21 protein-coding genes are annotated in these 21,034 nt (G+C 63.7%); 12 read left to right on the plus strand and 9 right to left on the minus strand.

The window, feature by feature from the left end:
- Positions 1 to 5: 5 nt before the first annotated feature.
- Positions 6 to 1,964 (minus strand): glycoside hydrolase family 15 protein, encoded by a 1,959-nt coding sequence (locus tag ACN50D_RS28370; RefSeq protein WP_003944557.1) that lies wholly within the window; start codon positions 1,962 to 1,964, stop codon positions 6 to 8.
- Positions 1,965 to 2,046: 82 nt separating this feature from the next.
- Here ACN50D_RS28370 and ACN50D_RS28375 point away from each other — a divergent pair, with 82 nt between their 5' ends.
- The 6 genes from ACN50D_RS28375 to ACN50D_RS28400 all read left to right on the plus strand — a co-directional run bounded on the left by ACN50D_RS28375 (position 2,047) and on the right by ACN50D_RS28400 (position 6,399).
- A complete protein-coding gene (locus tag ACN50D_RS28375) occupies positions 2,047 to 2,253 on the plus strand; it encodes a hypothetical protein (RefSeq protein WP_003944489.1) in 207 nt (68 codons plus the stop codon).
- Positions 2,254 to 2,376: 123 nt separating this feature from the next.
- Entirely contained in the window at positions 2,377 to 2,466 is a 90-nt protein-coding gene (locus ACN50D_RS28380; RefSeq protein ID WP_309599318.1) for an Ms4533A family Cys-rich leader peptide, read from the plus strand.
- Positions 2,467 to 2,662: 196 nt separating this feature from the next.
- Positions 2,663 to 3,694 carry a sulfate ABC transporter substrate-binding protein gene (locus ACN50D_RS28385; RefSeq protein WP_003944569.1) on the plus strand — a complete coding sequence of 344 codons (1,032 nt, stop codon included), beginning with the start codon at positions 2,663 to 2,665 and terminating at the stop codon, positions 3,692 to 3,694.
- A gap of 7 nt (positions 3,695 to 3,701) precedes the next feature.
- Positions 3,702 to 4,550, plus strand: coding sequence for a sulfate ABC transporter permease subunit CysT (gene cysT, locus ACN50D_RS28390; RefSeq protein WP_030536617.1), 849 nt, complete (start codon positions 3,702 to 3,704; stop codon positions 4,548 to 4,550).
- Entirely contained in the window at positions 4,547 to 5,353 is an 807-nt protein-coding gene (cysW, locus tag ACN50D_RS28395; protein WP_003944503.1) for a sulfate ABC transporter permease subunit CysW, read from the plus strand. Before cysT ends, cysW begins: the two co-directional genes overlap by 4 nt.
- Positions 5,350 to 6,399 (plus strand): sulfate/molybdate ABC transporter ATP-binding protein, encoded by a 1,050-nt coding sequence (locus tag ACN50D_RS28400; protein WP_007731046.1) that lies wholly within the window; start codon positions 5,350 to 5,352, stop codon positions 6,397 to 6,399. Before cysW ends, ACN50D_RS28400 begins: the two co-directional genes overlap by 4 nt.
- 125 nt (positions 6,400 to 6,524) lie before the next feature.
- On the opposite strand, the gene ACN50D_RS28405 is transcribed toward ACN50D_RS28400, so the two are convergent.
- From ACN50D_RS28405 to ACN50D_RS28435, 7 genes are all read right to left on the minus strand, one after another.
- Positions 6,525 to 7,421 (minus strand): universal stress protein, encoded by an 897-nt coding sequence (locus ACN50D_RS28405; protein ID WP_003944544.1) that lies wholly within the window; start codon positions 7,419 to 7,421, stop codon positions 6,525 to 6,527.
- Positions 7,422 to 7,476: 55 nt separating this feature from the next.
- Entirely contained in the window at positions 7,477 to 8,253 is a 777-nt protein-coding gene (locus ACN50D_RS28410) for a DUF998 domain-containing protein (protein ID WP_042450193.1), read from the minus strand.
- A gap of 94 nt (positions 8,254 to 8,347) precedes the next feature.
- A complete protein-coding gene (locus ACN50D_RS28415) occupies positions 8,348 to 9,103 on the minus strand; it encodes a sirohydrochlorin chelatase (protein WP_007731050.1) in 756 nt (251 codons plus the stop codon).
- A 4-nt stretch (positions 9,104 to 9,107) separates the two neighbouring features.
- Positions 9,108 to 10,394: a sulfate adenylyltransferase subunit 1 gene (locus ACN50D_RS28420; protein WP_020969973.1), complete on the minus strand. Its 1,287-nt coding sequence runs from the start codon at positions 10,392 to 10,394 to the stop codon at positions 9,108 to 9,110.
- Positions 10,394 to 11,329, minus strand: a complete 936-nt coding sequence (gene cysD, locus ACN50D_RS28425; RefSeq protein WP_007731054.1) for a sulfate adenylyltransferase subunit CysD — start codon at positions 11,327 to 11,329, stop codon at positions 10,394 to 10,396. The genes ACN50D_RS28420 and cysD overlap by 1 nt, the downstream gene beginning before the upstream one ends.
- Positions 11,326 to 12,039, minus strand: a complete 714-nt coding sequence (locus tag ACN50D_RS28430) for a phosphoadenylyl-sulfate reductase (protein WP_003944488.1) — start codon at positions 12,037 to 12,039, stop codon at positions 11,326 to 11,328. Before ACN50D_RS28430 ends, cysD begins: the two co-directional genes overlap by 4 nt.
- Entirely contained in the window at positions 12,036 to 13,763 is a 1,728-nt protein-coding gene (locus tag ACN50D_RS28435) for a nitrite/sulfite reductase (RefSeq protein ID WP_125051439.1), read from the minus strand. The genes ACN50D_RS28430 and ACN50D_RS28435 overlap by 4 nt, the downstream gene beginning before the upstream one ends.
- Positions 13,764 to 14,265: 502 nt before the next feature.
- Here ACN50D_RS28435 and hemW point away from each other — a divergent pair.
- Entirely contained in the window at positions 14,266 to 15,492 is a 1,227-nt protein-coding gene (gene hemW / locus ACN50D_RS28440; RefSeq protein WP_042450186.1) for a radical SAM family heme chaperone HemW, read from the plus strand.
- A gap of 35 nt (positions 15,493 to 15,527) precedes the next feature.
- A complete protein-coding gene (locus tag ACN50D_RS28445; protein WP_065352966.1) occupies positions 15,528 to 16,148 on the plus strand; it encodes a CG0192-related protein in 621 nt (206 codons plus the stop codon).
- Positions 16,149 to 16,151: 3 nt separating this feature from the next.
- On the opposite strand, the gene ACN50D_RS28450 is transcribed toward ACN50D_RS28445, so the two are convergent.
- Entirely contained in the window at positions 16,152 to 16,475 is a 324-nt protein-coding gene (locus tag ACN50D_RS28450) for a type II toxin-antitoxin system VapB family antitoxin (protein WP_003944521.1), read from the minus strand.
- Between the two features lie 157 nt (positions 16,476 to 16,632).
- Here ACN50D_RS28450 and hrcA point away from each other — a divergent pair, with 157 nt between their 5' ends.
- The 4 genes from hrcA to ACN50D_RS28470 all read left to right on the plus strand — a co-directional run bounded on the left by hrcA (position 16,633) and on the right by ACN50D_RS28470 (position 21,034).
- Positions 16,633 to 17,676, plus strand: a complete 1,044-nt coding sequence (gene hrcA, locus ACN50D_RS28455; RefSeq protein WP_003944583.1) for a heat-inducible transcriptional repressor HrcA — start codon at positions 16,633 to 16,635, stop codon at positions 17,674 to 17,676.
- Positions 17,677 to 17,756: 80 nt separating this feature from the next.
- Positions 17,757 to 18,908 carry a molecular chaperone DnaJ gene (gene dnaJ, locus ACN50D_RS28460; RefSeq protein WP_003944460.1) on the plus strand — a complete coding sequence of 384 codons (1,152 nt, stop codon included), beginning with the start codon at positions 17,757 to 17,759 and terminating at the stop codon, positions 18,906 to 18,908.
- A 2-nt stretch (positions 18,909 to 18,910) separates the two neighbouring features.
- On the plus strand, positions 18,911 to 19,672 hold the full coding sequence (locus ACN50D_RS28465; protein ID WP_003944495.1) for a 16S rRNA (uracil(1498)-N(3))-methyltransferase: 762 nt from the start codon (positions 18,911 to 18,913) through the stop codon (positions 19,670 to 19,672).
- 123 nt (positions 19,673 to 19,795) lie between these two features.
- Positions 19,796 to 21,034, plus strand: a complete 1,239-nt coding sequence (locus tag ACN50D_RS28470) for a L,D-transpeptidase (RefSeq protein WP_003944568.1) — start codon at positions 19,796 to 19,798, stop codon at positions 21,032 to 21,034.

The following is a 21,034-nucleotide window of genomic DNA, read 5'->3' on the forward strand; positions in this document are numbered from 1 at the left end:
GGGGTCTAGGTCGCGTTGTGCGCGGGCTGGAAAGCTCCGGCTTCGGCAGCTTCCTCGGCGCGGATCACGTGGACCACGGCGTTGATCAGCGCCAGGTGTGTGAACGCCTGCGGGAAATTACCCAGATGGCGACCGGTGTGCGCGTCGATCTCCTCCGCGTACAGCTTGAGCGGGCTCGCGAACCCGAGCAGGCGCTCACAGAGATGCTTTGCGCGATCCAGTTCGCCGATCTCGACGAGGGCGGACACCAACCAGAAGGAACAGATGGTGAACGTGCCCTCCTCCCCGCTCAATCCGTCGTCGGTGGTGTCGACGCGATAGCGCAGGACCAACCCCTCTTCGGTGAGCTCGTCGGCGATCGCCAGCACCGTCGCCCGGATGCGCGGATCGTCGGCCGGCAGGAAGCGCAGCAGCGGTGCCAACAAGAGCGACGCGTCGAGTGAATCGTGGCCGTACCGCTGTGTCAGAACTCCGCGCGAGTCGACACCGTGCGCGAGGATGTCGGCCTTGATCTCGTCCGCGATGGCCGTCCATTGCTGCGCAAAGCTCTTCTCGCCCTGCATCTCTGCCAGCTTGGCGCCGCGATCGAGTGCGACCCAGCACATGATCTTCGACGACGTGAAATGCTGCGGTTCACCGCGCACCTCCCAGATCCCGCGGTCGGGTTGACGCCAGTGCTTGATCGCTTCCTCGACCTGCTTCTTGAGCAGCGGCCACAGCGCTTCGGGGACACGCTCGCGGGTACGGATGTGGAGGTACACCGAGTCGAGCATGGTGCCCCAGATGTCGTGCTGCTGTTGATCGAACGCCCCGTTGCCGATACGCACCGGACGGGCGCCGTCGTAGCCGGACAGATGGTTGAGTTCGGATTCCTCGAGTGTGCGCTCGCCGCCGATGCCGTACATCACCTGCAAGGGATGCGGCTGACCGTTGTCCGAACTCGACACGTCGTAGATGAAGTTGAAGAAGTCGTTGGCCTCACGGTCCAACCCGAGCGTGTAAAGGCCCCACAGTGCGAAGGTGGAATCGCGAACCCACGCGTAGCGGTAGTCCCAGTTGCGTTCTCCGCCTGGTGTTTCCGGTAGCGAGGTCGTCGAAGCCGCAAGCAGGGCTCCGGTCGGTGCGTAGGTGAGCCCCTTGAGTGTGAGCGCACTGCGCTGTAGGTATCCGCGCCACGGGTGATCGGGGAACTTGCCGATCGTCACCCACTCACGCCAGGACTTGGACGTCTGCCACATCTTGTCGGCGGCCTCGTCGAACGTCTGCGGCGCGGGAAGATCCGACCACGAGAGCGCGACGTACACGTTGTCGCCTTCGACCAGTCGCGTCCGGGCCCGTGCCTCACGACCTTCCAGACCCAGTCGGAGATCGGTGGTCAAGCGCAGAGTGGGATGGTCGCCGGGCTTGGCGGAGCGACACGTTGCCGTTGCTTCCTCGTAGACCTTTCCGGTGTACTCCCAATTCGCCGTGCCACGGTGATAGTCGAACGCGGGCTCACAGCTCATCTCGAGTTCGACGGTGCCGCTGACGCATTTGACCGTACGGAGAAGGGTGTGTTCGGCATCCCAGTCGGTCGGTGTGCGCTTGTGCGTGTTCGATCGCTTGTCGACGTTGTGCCAGGGGCCGAGAACCAGGGCGTCGCGGACGACGAGCCAGCCGGTCTCGGTCTGCCAGGTCGTTTCGAGAATGAGTCCACCCGGCAGATAGCGCCGAGCGGCCGGCACGTTCTGGCCGTAGGGGCCGATACGGAAATGGCCCGCACTGCGGTCGAGGATGGCACCGAACACGCTGGGGGAGTCCGGGCGGGGAACGCACATCCACTCGACAGATCCGTTACGGGCAATCAGGCACGAGGTTTCGCAATCGGAAAGAAACGCATAGTCGTCGATCGGGGGAAAGTTGCTTCGATGGTGACCCGTGGAGGCGGGAGGAATCGTCTGCACCACTTCGTCGTCAGCACTCATTCGGCCATCATCCGGCCAGAATCGGCACACGTCCAATCCACACGCTGTCGGGACCGTATCGTCCGAAGGATAGGGTGTTGGCGTGGATCGGATAGCGGATTGGTGGGACAGCTTCGAGCTGTGGATGGCGGGGCTCCCGTTCATCCCGCAGGTCGCGTTGGTCCTGATCGTCGTCGTTCCGCTGTGCCGCCTGGTGGCCATCGGTCTGGATCGCGCGTTGGCCGCCGTTCTCGCTCTGCCGCTCTTCGGCTGGTTGCGTAGGAATTCTCGAGAAGTAGAGGAAAGCTGATGCCCCGCTCACGGGTCACTCTCGCCCTGATAGCCCTGATTCTCCTCGTGATCGTCGCGTGGCTTCTCACCCGTTAGTTCTCCCGATTAGAGCGGGCGCCGGTGCTCTGCTAAAGTCCACCGCGTGTCCGAAGCAACAGCTCCCGTAATCCGCCACCAGTTGGCGTTGATTGCTGTCGGCATGCTCGACGTCGCTGACGTCGCCTGTTGTTGATTTCCTGAGTTCGACCTCTCCGGTGGTGCTGCGCACCCCACTCGAACTTCTCTGCGCGTAACTCGCGCCCCCGATTCAGGGCTCATCGCCCGTCGGCTCTCCATGTCTGAACATCCCGATGGAATCAGCCCCAGAGGTCTCGGACTTGTCGTTTGACCAACCCTCGTTTGTCAGTCCTTTCAGGAAGGTATCTGCAATGAAACGCCGTTCCCGCACACTTCTCACTGCTATCGCGACCATGGGGGCCGTGGTACTCACAGCGTGCAGTGGTGGCTCGAGCGACACCGTGGGTGGTGACAGCGCCGCCAGCGACGGTAGCGCCGGCACGATCAACCTGTTCGCCTACGCCGTGCCGAAGCCTGGCTTCGACAAGCTCACCGCAGCCTTCCAGGCGACCGACGAGGGCAAGAACGTCAACTTCAATCCTTCCTACGGCGCCTCGGGCGACCAGTCGCGCAAGGTGAAGGACGGCGCCGAGGCAGACTTCGTCAACTTCTCCGTCGAGCCCGACATCACCCGCCTGGTCGATGCCGGTCTGGTCGATCAGAACTGGAACCAGGACGCCTACAACGGAATTCCGTTCGGATCGGTAGTCACCATCGTGACGCGTCCGGGGAACCCGAAGGGCATCAAGGACTGGGACGACCTGCTTCAGCCCGGCCTCGAGGTCGTCACGCCGAACCCGTTCAGCTCCGGCTCGGCCAAGTGGAACCTCTTGGCGCCGTACGCCGCGAAGAGCGACGGTGGCAAGAACCCGCAGGCGGGGCTCGACTACGTCACCGCCTTGGTCAACGATCACGTCAAGATCCAGCCCAAGTCGGGACGCGAGGCTTCGGAAGCCTTCCTGCAGGGCAGCGGTGACGTTCTGATCAGCTACGAGAATGAAGCACTGTTCATCGAAGGCAACGGCGACCCGGTCGAGCACGTCACCCCGCCCACGACCTTCAAGATCGAGAACCCCGTTGCCGTGATCTCGAACAGCAAGGTCCTCGACAAGGCGACCGCGTTCAAGGACTACCTGTACACGACCGAGGGTCAGACGCTCTGGGCCGAAGCAGGATTCCGTCCCGTTGATCCCGCCGTCGCTGCCAAGTTCACCGACAAGTTCCCCGAGCCGACCAAGCTGTGGACCATTGCAGACCTCGGCGGCTGGAAGGCCGTGGACAGTGCTCTGTTCACCAAGGACACCGGTTCGATCGCAGTGATCTACGACAACGCGACCAAGTAAGACTGACGTGACTGACACTATTGACCCCACCCCCGTGGCTCGTCGGCGAAAACTCGCGCGGGTCACGGGGAGTGTGGGGCCGCTCGGAATCGGAGTGGCCACCCTGTGGCTCTCCGTCATCGTTCTGCTTCCGCTCGCCGCGTTGACCGCCACCGCGTTCGACGAGGGGATCTCCGGATTCTGGGACGCCGTCACCGCACCCGTCGCCTTGGCGTCGTTGCGCGTGACGTTGTTGGTCTCGGTGATCGTGGCATTGATCAACGTCGTAATGGGCACGATCATCGCGTGGGTGCTGGTCCGGGACGACTTCCCGGGCAAGCGCATCGTCAACTCGATGATCGATCTGCCGTTCGCGCTACCGACCATCGTGGCATCGATCGTGCTGCTGTCCCTCTACGGCCCGCAGTCACCGATCGACATCCATCTCAATGCAACTCAGCCCGGACTGATCGTGGCATTGGCCTTCGTGACCTTGCCGTTCGTCGTCCGTTCCGTGCAGCCGGTGCTGATGGAGGTCGACCGCGAAGTCGAGGAAGCCGCTGCGTCGTTGGGAGCTTCCAACTGGACGATCTTTCGCTCGGTTGTTCTCCCGACGTTGGCGCCTGCCGTCATCTCCGGTGCGGGCCTCGCGTTCGCCAGAGCGATCGGTGAATACGGCTCGGTCGTTCTGATCGGCGGCAACATCCCACGCGTGACACAGATGACGTCGCAGTACATTCAGCAGCAGATCGAGATCGATCGTCCGACCAACGCCGCTGCCGTCTCGGTAGCGTTGCTGGCCATCGCATTCGTGACGCTGTTCGTCCTGCGAATCTTCGCATCGCGGGGACAGCGACGTGAGGAGAGTTCCCGATGAACGTGTCCAGAGGATCGAAGATCGGTCTGCGGACCATCGCTCTCGTCTACCTGTTCGTGTTGCTGGTCGTGCCGATCGGTGTGATCCTGACGCGAACGTTCGAGAACGGAATCGGCCCGTTTCTCGAATCGATCACGACACCGGCAGCGATCTCCGCGTTGAATCTTTCGCTGATCATCGTGGCGATCGTGGTCCCGATCAACGTCGTGTTCGGTGTGGTCACCGCTCTGGCACTCGTGCGTGGTCGGTTCCCGGGCCGCGGAGTTCTGCAGTCGGTGGTCGACCTGCCCTTCGCAGTCTCGCCCGTCGTCGTCGGTGTGTCGTTGATTCTCCTGTGGGGTGCCAACGGTTGGTTCGGCGGCATCGAATCGTTGGGGTTCAAAGTCATCTTCGGGTTGCCAGGCATGGTGATCGCGACGATTTTCGTGACGCTGCCCTTCGTCGTCCGGGAAGTCGAACCCGTACTTCACGAGATCGGCGACGAGCAAGAACAAGCGGCCGCGACGCTCGGTGCCTCTGGTTGGCAGACGTTCTGGCGGATCACCTTGCCCGCGATCCGTTGGGGCTTGACATACGGAATCGTGTTGACGGTGGCGCGTTCGCTCGGTGAATTCGGCGCAGTCATCATGGTCTCTTCCGGCTTCCCGGGGGTATCCCAGACACTGACGTTGCTGGTGCACTCGCGATACATCGACGACCACAACACCTTTGGTGCGTATTCGGCGGCAACGCTGCTGATGGGCATCGCCATCATTGTCCTGTTGCTGATGACGCTGCTGGACCGTAAGAGGAGCACCACATGATCACAGTGACCGGGGCCCGCAAGAACTACGGTGATTTCGCGGCGCTCGACGACGTGACGGTCAACATTCCCTCGGGTTCGTTGACGGCATTGCTCGGGCCCAGTGGCTCGGGAAAGTCGACGTTGCTGCGTTCGATCGCAGGGCTCGAAGAACTCGATTCGGGAACCATCACCATCGCAGGCAAGGACGTCACCGGCGTGTCGCCGCAGAAGCGTGACATCGGTTTCGTGTTCCAGCACTACGCAGCGTTCAAGCACATGACGGTGCGAGACAACGTGGCGTTCGGGCTCAAGATCCGCAAGCGCCCGAAGCCGGAGATCGAGAAGAAGGTCAACGAACTACTGGGGATCGTCGGCCTCGACGGCTTTCAGCATCGGTACCCCGCGCAGCTGTCCGGTGGTCAACGCCAGCGCATGGCGTTGGCGCGCGCTCTGGCGGTGGATCCGCAGGTGCTCCTGCTCGACGAGCCCTTCGGCGCCCTCGACGCGAAGGTCCGTGCCGACCTGCGCACGTGGTTGCGTCGCCTGCATGACGAGGTGCACGTCACCACCGTCCTGGTCACACACGACCAGGAAGAGGCTCTCGACGTCGCCGACCGCATCGCGGTGCTGAACAAGGGGCGGATCGAGCAGATCGGTGAACCTGCCGACCTGTACGACCGCCCGTCCAACGACTTCGTGATGTCCTTCCTCGGATCCGTCGCGAAGCTCAACGGGCAGTTGGTCCGTCCGCACGACATCCGCCTCGGCCGCGATCCGAGCATGGCTCTCGCGCAGGAATCCGGAACGGCCGAGTCGCTCGGCGTCACACGCGCAACAGTCGAGCGCGTCGTGTACCTCGGCTTCGAGGTTCGAGTGGACCTGCGCAACGAGGCAACCGGCGAGCTCTTCTCGGCTCAGGTCACGCGCGGTGACAGTGCAGCGCTGCACCTCGAGGCGGGGGAGACGGTGTACGCGCGTGCTACCCGGGTGCCGGATCTGCCGGAGACCCCGGTGTCGACGCCGGTGCAGGAGCCGGTCACGGTGAGCGTGGTCGGCCAGGTGTGACCCGCTCGCCCTGTTTGACCTGTTGTACCCCCACTCCTGTTTGAGCGAACGGCACTTTCGGACTCCTGATGGCGCCGAAAGTGCCGTTCGCTCAGAGTTGGGGGTCGGGCAACAGCGAGACGAGTTCAGCCCTCTCGGCAGACGAGGACCGGGCATTGGGCGTGGTGGATGAGGCTCTGACTGGTCGATCCGACTATCGACGCCATGAACGGGCTGCGGCCGTGGCTACCGACGACTACGAGTTGCGCTTCCGCCGAGTGCTCGAGCAGTGCCTTCATCGGTCCGCTGCGCTGGACACTGCGGGTGACTTCGACATCGGGGTACTTCTCCGTCCAGCCGGCGAGGCACTCGGACAGCAGTGCATGCTCATGCTGTTCGTACGGTCCCCAGTCGACGAAGCGCCTGGCTTCGGAATACCCGCCCAGCGAGGCGTGCTCGTTCCACGTGTGGACCGCAACCAAAGGTGCGCCGAGGAACGCGGCAAATTCGAAGGCATGCGCGACGGCGAGTTCGCTGAGCTTGCTCCCGTCGACGCCGACGACGATGGGCCTGGTGTCGGCCATCGCGTGATCACCCGTACCGCGGAATACGGCCACGGGACAGTGCGCGCGGTTGACCACCCGAATGGTGTCGGATCCGAGAAACACGGACTGCATTTCGCTGGTGCCGGCCTGACCCAGTGCAACGATGCGAGCCGACTTCGAGAGTTCGACGAGTGTGGTTGCGGGAGTACCGGTCACGAGGCCACGTTCGACGGTGACGTCGGTGTGATCATCGCGGATGGCGTCCTCGGCCTCGTCGAGCAGTTTTGCACCCTCGACGCGAAGGTGGTGGTCGAACATCTCTTCGTCGGTGACGTTGGTACCGCCACCGGACTCGGGTTGTCCTGGCAGCACGTGGGTCAGGCGAAGTGGTTCGTCGAATCTCTTTGCAGCCGAAGCTGCCCACCTCGCGGCGTTGACCGCGCTTGCCGAGCCGTCGATACCGGCCACGATTCCGTGTCGAACAGATGCACTGGTCATGGAAGTCTCCTCGCGTCGCCTCCCTACCAGTGTGTCCCTGGTCACCCCGGGTTCGCTACAAACTCGTCAGCTTCCGCGGTGCGAGAACGTCGGTAGGCACAGCCGCGCGAGATCGACGCGGGCGCAACGACAACAGAGCGGTGATGAATCCGTTACCGGACAGTGTCAGTTCCACGTTCTTCAACACGGTTCGGCGCATCAACGCAAGCAGGGCTGCGACGCCGGTGACGGCCATCCACATAGGCAGCGGGTACAGCGTCAGGCGTTCACCAAGGCCGAAAGTGAGGGTTCGTCCGAGAAGCAGTACGGCACCGACGATTCCGGTAGCCGCGCACAGCCCTGACCACACTGCGATCCATTTGCTGTGCTTCCAGAATTGAATTGCCATGAGGACGAGAACGGCATGACGTGCGACGAAGCCGGGAAGTACGGCGGTCCAATGAACGAAGGTCCCGTCGTTCGCCGGGAAGAGGCCGGTGGCCGCGGTGCTCAATGCAACGACGACGGCAAGACCGAGAATCCACTTCTTCGCACGACCGTCCGGAATGTACTTGTGCAGCAAGGCTGCACCGAGGATGGTGAGCGCACCGAGGATCATGAAGGCCGCGTTCATCACGTCGTGCATCGGCGAACACGAATCCACGCTGCATGTCGTCACGCCCAGCGAACTGATGGAGTCGCGCGCGAAGCTGTACGGCGTCTTCCATGCTCCGGCTGTGAAGATTTCGACAAGCAGGTAGAGCACCGACAGGACCCATGCGATGCCGGCTGTGCCGAGGCGAAGATTGTGAGTGATGGTGTTCCCTCTCGCGGCGCTCTGAGGGGATTGCACCCAAAGATCTGTTTCGCAGGCGAAGGAGGTACCTTCGCGAGCTGGACAGATCCAACACTACGGTAACAATCTGATAACGGCCTGTGAAACCGGATCAGGCGGAGCGGACCAGACGGTCGGGTAGTGCATCAGCGACTTGTCGGTAACGGTCGATCATCGTTTCGATCAGTAGAGAGTGCCCACCGATCGTGTCGGCGAAACGCGCGCGCGGACATGCAGTTGCTGCGGCAGCGCTGAGTCGATCGGTCAGTAGGCCGGGAGCCAAGAACCACGGTGCGACGACAACACGTTCGGCGCCGTCCTGCTCGAGTGCGGAGATCGCCTGGGCAACTGTCGGTTCCGCGGATGTCGCGAAACAGATTCGAACGCCCGACCAGTTGGTTCCGCCGAGGAGAGTGGACGCCAATTCTGCGGTCGCGGCATTGGCGCGCGCGTCGGACGAGCCGACTGCCGCAAGAGCGACACCGACCGACGGATCGTCCGGGCGGGCACCCGCTTCGAGAATTCGCTCGCGTACTGCCTCGATCAGCCGAGCATCGCGACCCAGCACGTCTGCTTGGAACACGGTCAACTGGGGGTGGCGTGTCGCGGCAGCGGCCAAGAGTCCGGGCAGATCTACCCGGGCGTGGAAGGCATTGCCCAGCAGCATCGGAACAACAACGGCGTGAGTGTGGCCGTCGTGTGCAACTCCGTCCAGGACCTGATCGATGGACGGTGCATTGAGGTCGAGGAACGCCAGCCGGACATCGAGGTCTGGCCGGACTTCACGAAGAGCTGCCACAGCAGCCGCGATCACCCGAGCAGAACGGGGGTCACGGCTGCCGTGCGCAACAGCGATGAGCGGAACCATCGACTTAGACGCGCTCGCCCAATTCGACAGCGGAAATGACGTCGCCCACCAGGCCGGCTGCGAGAGTGTTTCCACCAGCGGGATCGATCAGCAGGAAGCTGCCGGTGTGGCGGTTGACGGCGTAGTCGTCAGCCACGATCGGCTCGGCCACCCGGATGGAGATCTTGCCGATCTCGTTGAGCTCGAGAGTGTCCGGGCCCTGATCCGTGGTGAGGTCCTGCTCGTTGAAGCGTTCCACCAAGCTGCCCACGATGGCCTGCGTCGTTCGCGTGCCGTGCTTGAGCAGCAGACGTGCACCGGGGCGCAGCGACTTCTCGGCCAGCCAGCAGACAGTGGCGTCGAATTCGCCGATCGGCTCGGGTGCGTCGGACGGCGATGCGATGGTGTCGCCGCGAGAGACGTCGACGTCGTCGGCCAGGATCAGCGTGACGCTGCGTCCGGCGTGGGCGACGTCCAGTTCGCCGTCGGCCGTGTCGATACGTGTGACGGTGGTGCGCGTACCCGAGGGCAGGATCACCACTTCGTCGCCGGGCACGACGGAACCGGCAGCGACCTGACCGGCGTAGCCGCGGTAGTCGAGGAACTCTGCGGTGCGGGGGCGGATCACGTACTGCACCGGGAAACGCAGACCGACGCGATGTGGCTCGGCGTCGACCGGAATCGACTCGAGGTGCTCGATCAGTGTGGGGCCGGTGTAGTACGGGGTCTTGTCGGAGCGGATGGCGACGTTGTCACCGTGCAGTGCCGACACCGGGATCTCGACGACGTCTTCGCTTGCCCAGCCAAGTGAGCTGGTGAGTTCGTTGAACTCGGCGGAGATCGAGGTGAAGACCTCTTCGGGGTTCTCGACGAGGTCGATCTTGTTCACGGCGAGAACGAGCTTCGGGACACCGAGCAACGCGAGAACCGCTGCGTGCCTGCGAGTCTGCGCGATGACGCCCTTGCGAGCATCGACCAGCAGGATCACGAGCTGAGCCGTCGAGGCACCGGAGACCGTGTTGCGGGTGTACTGCACGTGGCCCGGTGTATCGGCGAGCACGAAGGTGCGCTTGGGGGTCGCGAAGTAGCGGTACGCCACGTCGATGGTGATGCCCTGCTCACGCTCGGCGCGCAGTCCGTCCACCAGGAGCGAGAGGTCAGGGGTGTCGAGACCGCGGTCCACCGACGCACGGGTCACGGCGTCGATCTGGTCGGCGAGAACGGATTTCGTGTCGTACAACAGACGGCCCACGAGGGTGGACTTTCCGTCGTCGACGCTGCCGGCAGTTGCCAGTCTGAGCAGATCGCTCATCAGAAGTAGCCCTCTCGCTTGCGGTCTTCCATGGCCGCTTCGGAAACTCGGTCGTCGCCACGGGTCGCGCCGCGCTCGGTCAAACGTGATGCCGCAACCTCGGCCAGGATGGCCTCGTTGTCAGCGGCATCGGAGAGGACTGCGCCGGTGGTCGAACCGTCGCCGACGGTGCGGTAACGCACCGAAAGGGTCTGCAGCTCTTCGCCGTCAGCCGGTCCACCCCAGACGCCGGGCGTCATCCACATGCCGTCGCGCTGGTACACCGGACGCTGGTGGGCGTAGTAGATGCTGGCGAGTTCGACGTTGTCGCGGGCGATGTAACGCCAGATGTCCAGCTCGGTGAAGTTGCTGAGCGGGAAGACGCGCACCTGCTCGCCGGGGGAGTGGCGACCGTTGTAGAGGTTCCACAGTTCCGGGCGCTGCTTCTTGGGGTCCCACTGACCGAAAGCGTTGCGCAGCGAGAAGATCCGCTCCTTGGCGCGGGCCCGCTCCTCGTCGCGGCGAGCGCCACCGAATACGGCGTCGAAGCGGTTCTCGGAGATCGCGTCCAGCAACGGCACGGTCTGCAGCGGGTTGCGGATACCGTCGGGGCGCTCGGTGAGGCGACCGTCCGCGATGTACTCCTCGACGCTGGCCACGTGCAGGCGCAGGTTGTACTTGGCCACCACGTGGTCGCGGAAGTCGAGGACTTCCTGCAGGTTGTGGCCGGTGTCGACATGCAGCAGGGTGAACGGCAACGGCGCAGGCCAGAAGGCCTTGATCGCCAGGTGCAGCAGCACGGTGGAGTCCTTACCGCCCGAGAAGAGAATGACCGGGCGTTCGAATTCGCCGGCCACCTCTCGGAAGATGTGGATCGCTTCGGACTCGAGGGCGTCGAGAGTATCGAACTGTGTGCCGTCGAGCTGAGGCCGTGAAGGTGTCAAGTCAACTGTCATGATGCGTGCAACCCGCATTCTGTCTTGGAGGCACCGGCCCAACGACCGCTACGCGGATCGCTGCCGGGGGCTGGCTTGCTGGTGCAGGGTGCGCAGCCGATGGACGGATATCCCTCGTCGACAAGGGGATTGACGAGGATGGAATTGGTGTCGATGTAGTTCTGCATCTCCTCGTCCGACCAGGGAGCGATCGGGTTGATCTTCACGAGTCCGAAGGCTTCGTCGAAGGAGATCAGGGGAGCGTTGGCGCGGGTGGGCGCTTCGACGCGGCGGATGCCGGTCACCCACGCGCTGTACCCGGACAGTGTCTGCTTGAGCGGCGCGACTTTGCGTAGTGCGCAGCAGCGGTTGGGATCACGGGCGAACAGATCCTTGCCCTCGGCGACATCCTGCTCGGCGACGCTTGCCAGCGCACGAGCGTTGATGACGTTGACGCCGTACACCTGCTCGACCGCGTCACGCGTGCCGATGGTTTCGGGGAAGTGGTAGCCGGTGTCGAGGAAGAGTACGTCGACGCCCGGATGCACCTGTGCGGCAAGGTGAACCAACACCCCGTCCTGCATGTTCGACGCCACGATGTACGAGTCACCGAACGTGTCCTCGGTCCACTGCAACAGTTCCTGCGCGCCGGCTCCGTCGAGTTCTACTGCACCGCGTTCGGCGATGGACCGAAGCTCGTCGGCAGTTGCTCGCGAAATGTCCACTGTCATCGCAAATCTCCTTCGTCTGCGCGCACTGCCCATTCGGCGAACCGTTCACCTTCGTTGCGGTTCTTGACGAACTGACGTACGACGCGGTCGATGTAGTCACCCATCTCGACGCTGGTGACCTTGTGCTGGCGCAGCTTGCGTCCGAAGGCGCTGTCGAATCCGAGGCTGCCTCCCAGATGAACCTGGAAACCCTCGACTTGATTCCCCTCACCGTCGTCGACGAGTTGGCCCTTGAAGCCGATGTCGGCGATCTGCGAGCGAGCGCAGGAGTTGGGGCAACCGTTGATGTTGATGGTGATCGGCACGTCGAGCTGGCTGTTGATGTCGGCAAGACGCTGTTCGAGTTCGGGCACGAGCACCTGCGAACGCTTGCGGGTCTCGGCGAACGAGAGCTTGCAGAACTCGATGCCGGAGCAGGCCATCAGGTTCTTGCGCCAGTGCGACGGACGGGCGGGAAGACCCAGCGCGTCGAGATCGGCGATGAGCGGCTCGAGCGTCTCGTCGGCGACGTCGAGGATGATCAGCTTCTGGTACGGAGTGAAGCGGATCCGGTCGCTGCCTGCCTTCTCGGCGGCGTCGGCGACCTGAGCCAGGATGTCTCCCGAAACGCGGCCGGCGATCGGAGCGAAACCGACTGCGTTGTGGCCGTTGCGGGTCTTCTGGATGCCGACGTGATCGATCGGGCGCTTGGGCTTCTCGGGCGCGGGGCCGTCGATGAGCGGGCGCTCGAGGTACTCGGTCTCGAGAACCTCGCGGAACTTCTCGATACCCCAGTCCTTGACGAGGAACTTGAGCCTGGCCTTCGCGCGCAGACGGCGGTAGCCGTAGTCACGGAAGATCGAGACGACGCCCTCCCAGACATCGGGGACCTCGTCGAGCGGAATCCAGGCGCCGACGCGCTGCGCCAGCATCGGGTTGGTGGACAGTCCGCCGCCGACCCAGAGGTCGAGGCCCGGGCCGTGCTCGGGGTGGTTCACGCCGATGAAGGCGATGTCGTTGATCTCGTGAACGACGTCCTGCTGGCCGGAGATGGCGGTCTTGAACTTGCGCGGCAGGTTGGAGTACTTGGGGTCGCCGATGTAGCGGCGCACGATCTCGTCGATCGCCGGGGTGGGATCGAGGACCTCGTCGAGCGATTCGCCGGCCAGGGGAGAACCGAGGACGACGCGGGGGCAGTCACCGCACGCTTCGGTGGTCTTGAGTCCGACGGCTTCGAGGCGCTTCCAGATCTCCGGAACGTTCTCGACCTCGATCCAGTGGAACTGGACGTTTTCGCGGTCGGACAGGTCGGCGGTGTTCCGGCCGAATTCCTTCGAGATACCGGCGATGGTGCGCAGCTGCTCGACGTTGAGAGCGCCGGCGTCGCAACGCACGCGCATCATGAAGTACTTGGCCTCGAGCAGGTCGATGTTCTCGTCGCCGGTGAAGGTGCCGTCGTAGCCTTCTTCGCGCTGGGTGTAGAGACCCCACCAGCGGAAGCGGCCGCGAAGGTCGCCCTTGTCGATGCTGTCGAAGCCCTGCTTGGAGTAGATGTTCTCGATGCGGGCCCGAACGTTGAGCGGGTTGTCGTCCTTCTTGGCCTGCTCGTTGGCGTTGAGCGGCTCGCGGTAACCGAGGGCCCACTGACCTTCGGCGCGACGCTTGGCGGGACGCGCAGCGCGTGCAGGCCGGGCTTCGGCAGCTGCCGAATCGGCGGGTGTGGCGGCGTCGGTGGTCGACGTCATCGATGAACTCCTGGATCTGGGCGGTTGATCGGCACGCGGCACGCACTATCGATGAACTGTGGCGGTGTCTGATCGGGACGCACCGGTCCGTGTCGGAAATCGAGGGGGCTGTCCTCGGTCTCGGAAAGCTCGCGGCCGGCAGGTGTGCTCACGAAAACGAACAGCTGGAGAAGCTGCGTCCCTGAAAAGGCATTTCTCTGCAGAGAGTGTTTCGGTGAAGCAGATGGAGATGAGCGGGAAAGGCTGGAAGATCAGTGAAAGATCAACAGCTACACAGGTGCAGACACGACGAGCTGCACACACGCTTGAAGTCGACATGGCGACGCGCCACAAGTCGCACTCCGAGTCCGGTCATGCGGACCATTGTGCCACGTCAACTCGATAATTCCGACTCGGGTGCGTATTTCCACGAAAAACGGGGGAAATATCGAGTTCAAGCCGTACGCCGACCTGCATCGCAGGCTGAATAGGTGTGCGTTCCGGATGCTGGGACACTGGAGGCGTGAATGCCACCAGCACGACTCCCACTCGACAGAGCGAGGCGACGCCCTTCGCCTTGCCCGCGCGATCGCTCGAGGGTGTCGGGAAACGGCCGTTCGGGATCTACATCCACGTCCCGTTCTGTGCCACCAGGTGTGGGTACTGCGATTTCAACACCTACACGGCCGGAGAGCTCGGAACTTCCGCCTCGCCGCAATCGTGGTTGGAAGGTCTGCGGCGCGAACTCGATCTCGCGGCCGAGATGACGGGCGCCCCGGCGGCGGAGACCGTGTTCGTGGGCGGTGGAACGCCGTCGCTGCTCGGTGGTGACGGATTGTCCGACGTGCTGTCGGCGGTGCGGAGCAGCTTCGGCCTGGCGTCCGGCGCCGAAGTGACCACGGAATCGAACCCCGAATCGACGTCGCCGGAGTTCTTCGGTGCTCTCCGCAGCGCTGGATTCACCCGGATTTCCCTCGGCATGCAGTCGGCCGCCCAGCACGTTCTGAAGATCCTCGACCGCACGCACACCCCCGGTCGCGCCGTCGCTGCCGCGAAAGAGGCTCGCGCAGCTGGTTTTTCGCACGTGAATCTCGATTTGATCTATGGAACCCCGGGGGAGCGCGATCAAGACCTGGACGCCTCACTCGATGCGGTCCTTTCCGCCGATGTCGATCACGTCTCGGCCTACGCGTTGATCGTCGAGGACGGCACCGCCATGGCTCGCAAGGTCAGGCGCGGCGAGCTGCCCGCCCCGGACGACGACGTGCTGGCCTCGCGGTACGAACGAATCGATTCACGCCTGTCCGAGGCAGGCTTGCGGTGGTACGAGGTCTCCAACTGGGCAAAGGCGGAAACCGCGGACTCCGGTGACACCCGGTGTCGTCACAACCTCGGCTACTGGGACGGCGGTGACTGGTGGGGTGCCGGTCCGGGCGCGCACAGCCACGTCGGCGGAGTGCGGTGGTGGAACGTCAAGCACCCGGCGCGGTACGCGGAACAGTTGGCGCTCGGCGAACTTCCCGTCGGCGGCAGCGAAGAACTGACCGCCGAGGACGAACACATGGAGCGAGTCATGCTGACCGCACGGTTGCGTACGGGACTTCCGTTGTCGGAACTGTCTGCATCCGAACGTCTTTCGGCCGAACAGGTGGTAGTCGACGGGTTGGCCGTGATCGAGAACGATCACGTGGTTCTCACCGACCGTGGTCGCCTGCTCGCCGATGCGGTGATTCGCACGATCCTGACCTGACGCGCAACCATCCTTCGCCGCGTAATGTGGCCGTGGTGGCCATCATTCATCGTGCGCAGCTGAATCCGTCCAAGAACGACCTGCTCCGAGCGTGGGTGCCCAAGCAGCCGTGGCTCGGGTCGGTCGACTGTTCGACGCTCGAACGCGTCGACGCCTATCGTTTCGACGACCCGGACGGTGAGGTCGGAATCGAGACGCACCTGATGCGCTCTGCCGACGGTCGAATTCTTCAGGTCCCGCTCACTTATCGTGGTGCTCCGCTGGACGGGGCGGAGACCGCGCTGATCGCGACCATGGATCATTCGGTACTCGGCGAACGGTGGGTGTACGACGCATGCTGTGATCCGGTCTACGTCAGCGCGGTGGCGACCGCGATTCTGACGGGTGGGGCCGGAGTCGAACTGGTCTTCGCGGACACCGCCGATCGCATCCCCGTGACGGCTCACGTAGTAGGCAGCGGTACGGCCGACGCTTCCGTACCGGCAGTGGAATCCGTGACCTGCTCGACAGTCGGCACCGACACGATCATCCGCGCGGGAAGCCTGGAACTGACTGTGGCGAGAGTGATCGACGCAGATCGAGTCTCGGACTCGGAGACGCTCACCGGAACCTGGCCGGGGCAAACGACACCTGCGTTGCTCGTGACTATCGCCTGAGCGTCAGCGGACTCCCTCGATGACACCGGGCATCGCGTCGAAGTCGAAGACACGCGCGTGCAGCACGACGCGGTTTCGCAGGGCCGAACGAACCGCTCGGTGCAGACCGTCCTCGAGGTAGAGAGTGCCGCGCCACTGCACTGCGTGCGGGAACAGATCGCCGTAGAAGGTCGAGTCCTCCGACAGCAGGCGATCGAGTTCGAGGACCTTCGTGGTGGTCACGATCTCGTCGAGTCGAACCTGACGTGGAGGGAACTTCGACCAGTCGCGTAGAGACAGTCCGTGATCGGGATACGGTTTGCCGTCCATCACGCCTTTGAAGATCATGTGCCGCCTTGTCCATGGTTGTGCGATCGACCTTTCGCCGATCTCACTCCACAGTAAGGGCAACAGCCGTCTCTGGCGCTCGGGCGATTAGACTGCCAGTGGAAACCGATGTGTAAATGTCGGCGTTCGTTCTTTTCAGGAAACGGAGGTGGCAACGATGTCGAGTACCGACGACAGGCGTTTCGAGGTCTTACGTGCAATCGTGGCCGATTACGTCTCCACCCAGGACCCGGTGGGATCCAAGGCACTGGTCGAGCGTCACAACCTCGGAGTGTCGAGCGCCACTGTGCGCAACGACATGGCATTCCTCGAGGCCGAGGGCTACATCGCCCAACCGCACACCAGTTCCGGCCGCGTCCCCACCGACAAGGGATACCGCGAATTCGTCGATCGCATCGCCGACGTCAAGCCCATGTCCGGGCCCGAGCGTCGAGCGATCCTCGAGTTCTTGGAGTCGGGTGTCGACCTCGACGACGTTCTGCGCCGCGGTGTGCGACTGCTCGCGCAACTGACCCGTCAGGTCGCGGTTGTCCAGTACCCGTCGCTGTCCGCGTCGTCGGTTCGCCACCTCGAGGTGGTCGCTTTGACGCCGGCGCGCCTGCTTCTCGTTCTCATCACCGATTCCGGCCGCGTCGATCAGCGAATCGTCGAACTCGGAGACGTCCTCGAAGACGAAGACCTTTCCCGGTTGCGCACGCTTCTCGGCGGAGCACTGGAAGGCAAGCGCCTGGCCGCCGCGTCGATTGCCGTGGCGGAACTGGCCGACGAGTCTCCGGCCGACCTTCGCGACGCCGTGATCCGCTCGGCAACGGTGCTGGTCGAGACCCTGGTCGAACATCCGGAAGATCGCCTCGTTCTGGGCGGAACCTCGAATCTCACGCGCAACGCCGCCGATTTCTCCGGTCTGGCCGGCTTCCCCGGTTCGCTGCGCGCAGTGCTCGAAGCACTGGAAGAGCAGGTAGTGGTCCTCAAACTGCTCGCTGCGACGCAGAACTCCGGCACGGTCACCGTTCAGATCGGTGAAGAGACGCAGGTCGAACAGATGCGCGGAACCTCCGTGATTTCGACTGGCTACGGCGCGGCCGGTACCGTTTTCGGTGGTGTCGGTGTGCTCGGACCCACTCGGATGGACTATCCGGGAACAATTGCATCGGTTGCCGCCGTTGCCAGATACATCGGCGAAGTTCTCTCCGAGCGATGACGGACGTCGACATTCGTCGGCACGCCTCCTCGCGAGGACTGAGGAAAACCTAGAAGTAAGAGAAGGACGAGAGACTCAACGTGGCACGGGATTACTACGGATTGCTCGGCGTCGACAAGAACGCGACAGACCAGGAGCTCAAGCGCGCTTACCGCAAGCTGGCACGCGAACTGCACCCGGACGTCAACCCTGACGAGGCGGCGCAGGCCAAGTTCAAGGAGATCTCGACGGCCTACGAGGTCCTGACCGACCCGGAGAAGCGTCGCATCGTCGATCTCGGCGGAGACCCACTCGAGTCCGGTGGTGGCGGCGGTGGTGGCTTCGGCGGCGGCTTCGGTGGCGGTGGCCTCGGCGACGTCTTCGAAGCATTCTTCGGCGGCGGTGGCGGCGCAGGTCGTGGGCCGCGCGGTCGCGTTCAGCCCGGAGCCGACTCGTTGCTTCGCACCAAGCTGACCCTCGCAGAATGTGCGACGGGAGTCAGCAAGCACGTGACCGTCGAGACGGCCATTCTGTGCGACAGCTGCACCGGAGCCGGAACCAACGGCGACTCCAAGCCTGTCCGCTGTGAGACCTGCAACGGTGCCGGCGAAGTTCAGTCCATCCAGCGCTCGTTCCTCGGTCAGGTCATGACCTCGCGTCCCTGCCCGACGTGCCGCGGTGCCGGTGAGACCATCCCGGATCCCTGCCACAAGTGTGGCGGCGACGGCCGAGTGCGGGCCAAGCGTGACATCACCGTGAAGGTTCCCGCGGGTGTCGCCGGTGGCATGCGTATCCGTTTGACCGCGCAGGGTGAAGTGGGCCCAGGCGGCGGACACCCCGGCGACCTCTACGTCGAGATCGTCGAGCAGCAGCACGACGTCTTCGTTCGAGACGGTGAAGACCTGCACTGCACGATCCGCGTTCCGATGGTCGACGCAGCGCTCGGTACGACTGTCACCGTCGACACCATCATCGACGGCCCCAAGGAAATCACCATCGAGCCAGGCACCCAGCCCGGACACGTTGCTGTTCTTCGCGGTCATGGCATGCCGAAACTGCGGTCGGGAGTGCGCGGCGACGTGCACGCTCACCTCGAGGTGGTCATCCCGAGCCGTCTCGATCACAAGCAGTCCAAGCTGCTCAAGGAATTCAAGCTGCTCCGCGATCGTGACGAGGCCGAGGTTGTCTCGACGGCCTCGCAGAACAGCGGTGGATTGTTCTCGCGTCTTCGCGAAGCATTCAGCGGCCGCTGACGGTGGCCGCAACGGTCTTCTTTCTCGACCCGGTTCCCGGCGTCGGTGAAATCGCAGTTCTGGACGGACAGGAGGGTCGCCACGCGGCCACTGTCCGCCGGATCGGCGTCGGTGAGCGATTGGTGTTGGCCGACGGCCGTGGCCGGGTGGCCGACGCCGAGGTGACGAGCGTCGGCAAGGACCGCCTGGAACTGTTGGTCAGTGACGTTCAGGTTCTCGAGCAGCCCAAGCCGTTGGTGACCCTCGTTCAGGCACTTCCCAAGGCCGAGCGTTCCGAGTTGGCCGTCGAACTGGCGACCGAGGCGGGGATCGACGCGGTGATCCCGTGGCAGTCCTTGCGGTGTGTCGCCAAGTGGGAGGGCCCCAAGCTCGCCAAGGGCGTCGCACGCTGGCGAAGTGCGGCAGTGTCTGCGGCAAAGCAGTCCAGACGCGCGTTCGTCCCGGAAATTGCGGAACTGCACAAGACGCCGGCGGTGATCGCGTTGGTTCGTGACGCCGTTGCCCGTGGCGCTGTGGTTGCGGTGCTTCACGAATCGGCGACGACGCCGTTGGCCGGTTTGCCGCTGGCGAGCGCGGACGAGGTATTTCTGGTTGTCGGTCCCGAAGGTGGGCTCGACGATTCGGAGATCAGCGCGTTGTCGGAGGCCGGGGCCACTCCGGTGCTTCTCGGCCCGACGGTTCTGCGCACGTCGACCGCCGGGGCTGTTGCTCTGGGCGCGATCGGAGTGCTGACCGATCGCTGGGGACCACGGCCACTGCACTGATCTTGTTGTGATCCCGAGCTGAATCGGATCCGGCGCTCAGCGAAGTGTCAGATTTGCGCACTATCGTAAGGACGTCGGGGGTCGCCTTCGGCGTGAGTTGGTTCGGGGATTTCAGGAGGCCAGATGTTGTCACGTGCGCATATGCGAATCGTTGGAGCGGTGTGTGCCGCGGCGGCGTTGATGCTCGTCGCGGGGTGCACGGTCTCCACCGGAGACAACACGGGTTCCTCCAGCAGCGCCGTCACCACTACTCCGACCAGCGAGGCGCTCGTCACCGTCACCCCGGCGGACGGCGGAACTCCGGTGAGTCCACTCGACCCCATCGAGGTCCAGGTCGCGAAGGGAACACTGACGACCGTCGCGCTGACCAATCCCGAGGGTAAGGAAGTCGCCGGTATCACCACGCCGGACAAGACGTCCTGGAAACCGAGCGAACCACTCGGATACGGCAAGACCTACAAGTTGGTCGTCGACGCCGTCGACGCGAATGGTGTTGCCACGACCAAGAACACGACGCTGACCACCGTCGCGCCGAGTAACCAGACCCGGGCGTACATCAACACCACCGGTGGCGCCTCGATATCGGACGGTGGCACGTACGGTGTCGGCACCGTCGTCGCCGTTCATTTCGACGAGTTGATCGGTGACAAGGCCGCGGCCGAGAAGTCTCTGCTGGTCACAACCAATCCGCCCGTACAGGGTTCGTGGTACTGGGTCGACGGTCAGAACGTTCACTGGCGACCGCAGAACTACTACGCACCAGGCACGACGGTCTCGGTGAACGCGAACATCTACGGCAAGCAACTCGGCAACGGACTGTACGGCCAGCAGGACGACACCGTGTCCTTCAAGATCGGCGACTCCCACGTCTCGGTCGCCGACGACAACACCAAGATGGTGACCGTCTACGAAAACGGTCAGGTGATCAAGGAAATGCCGACCTCGATGGGAATGGGCGGCACCGAGACGATCGGCGGCACGACGCTCTCGTTCTGGACCCAGCCCGGCACGTACACCGTGATGGACAAGGCCAACCCCGTCATCATGGATTCGTCGACCTACGGTCTGCCGATCAACTCGCGCCTCGGCTACAAGGAATCCATCAACTGGGCCACCCGCATCAGCACCGACGGTATCTATCTTCACGAGTTGGAGAGCACCGTCTGGGCGCAGGGAAACACCGACACCTCGCACGGTTGCCTCAATCTCAGTGCGGCCAATGCCAAATGGTTCTTCGATTTCTCGCAGCCGGGAGATGTCGTCGAGATCAAGAACACCGGCGGCGCTCCGCTGGAGGTGTGGCAGAACGGCGACTGGACCCTTTCCTGGGCAGACTGGGCCGCAGGCAGCGCCCTCGCCTGA

Source organism: Rhodococcus sp. SB1D, assembly GCF_048573875.1.
GTDB lineage: Bacteria > Actinomycetota > Actinomycetes > Mycobacteriales > Mycobacteriaceae > Rhodococcus_F > Rhodococcus_F qingshengii.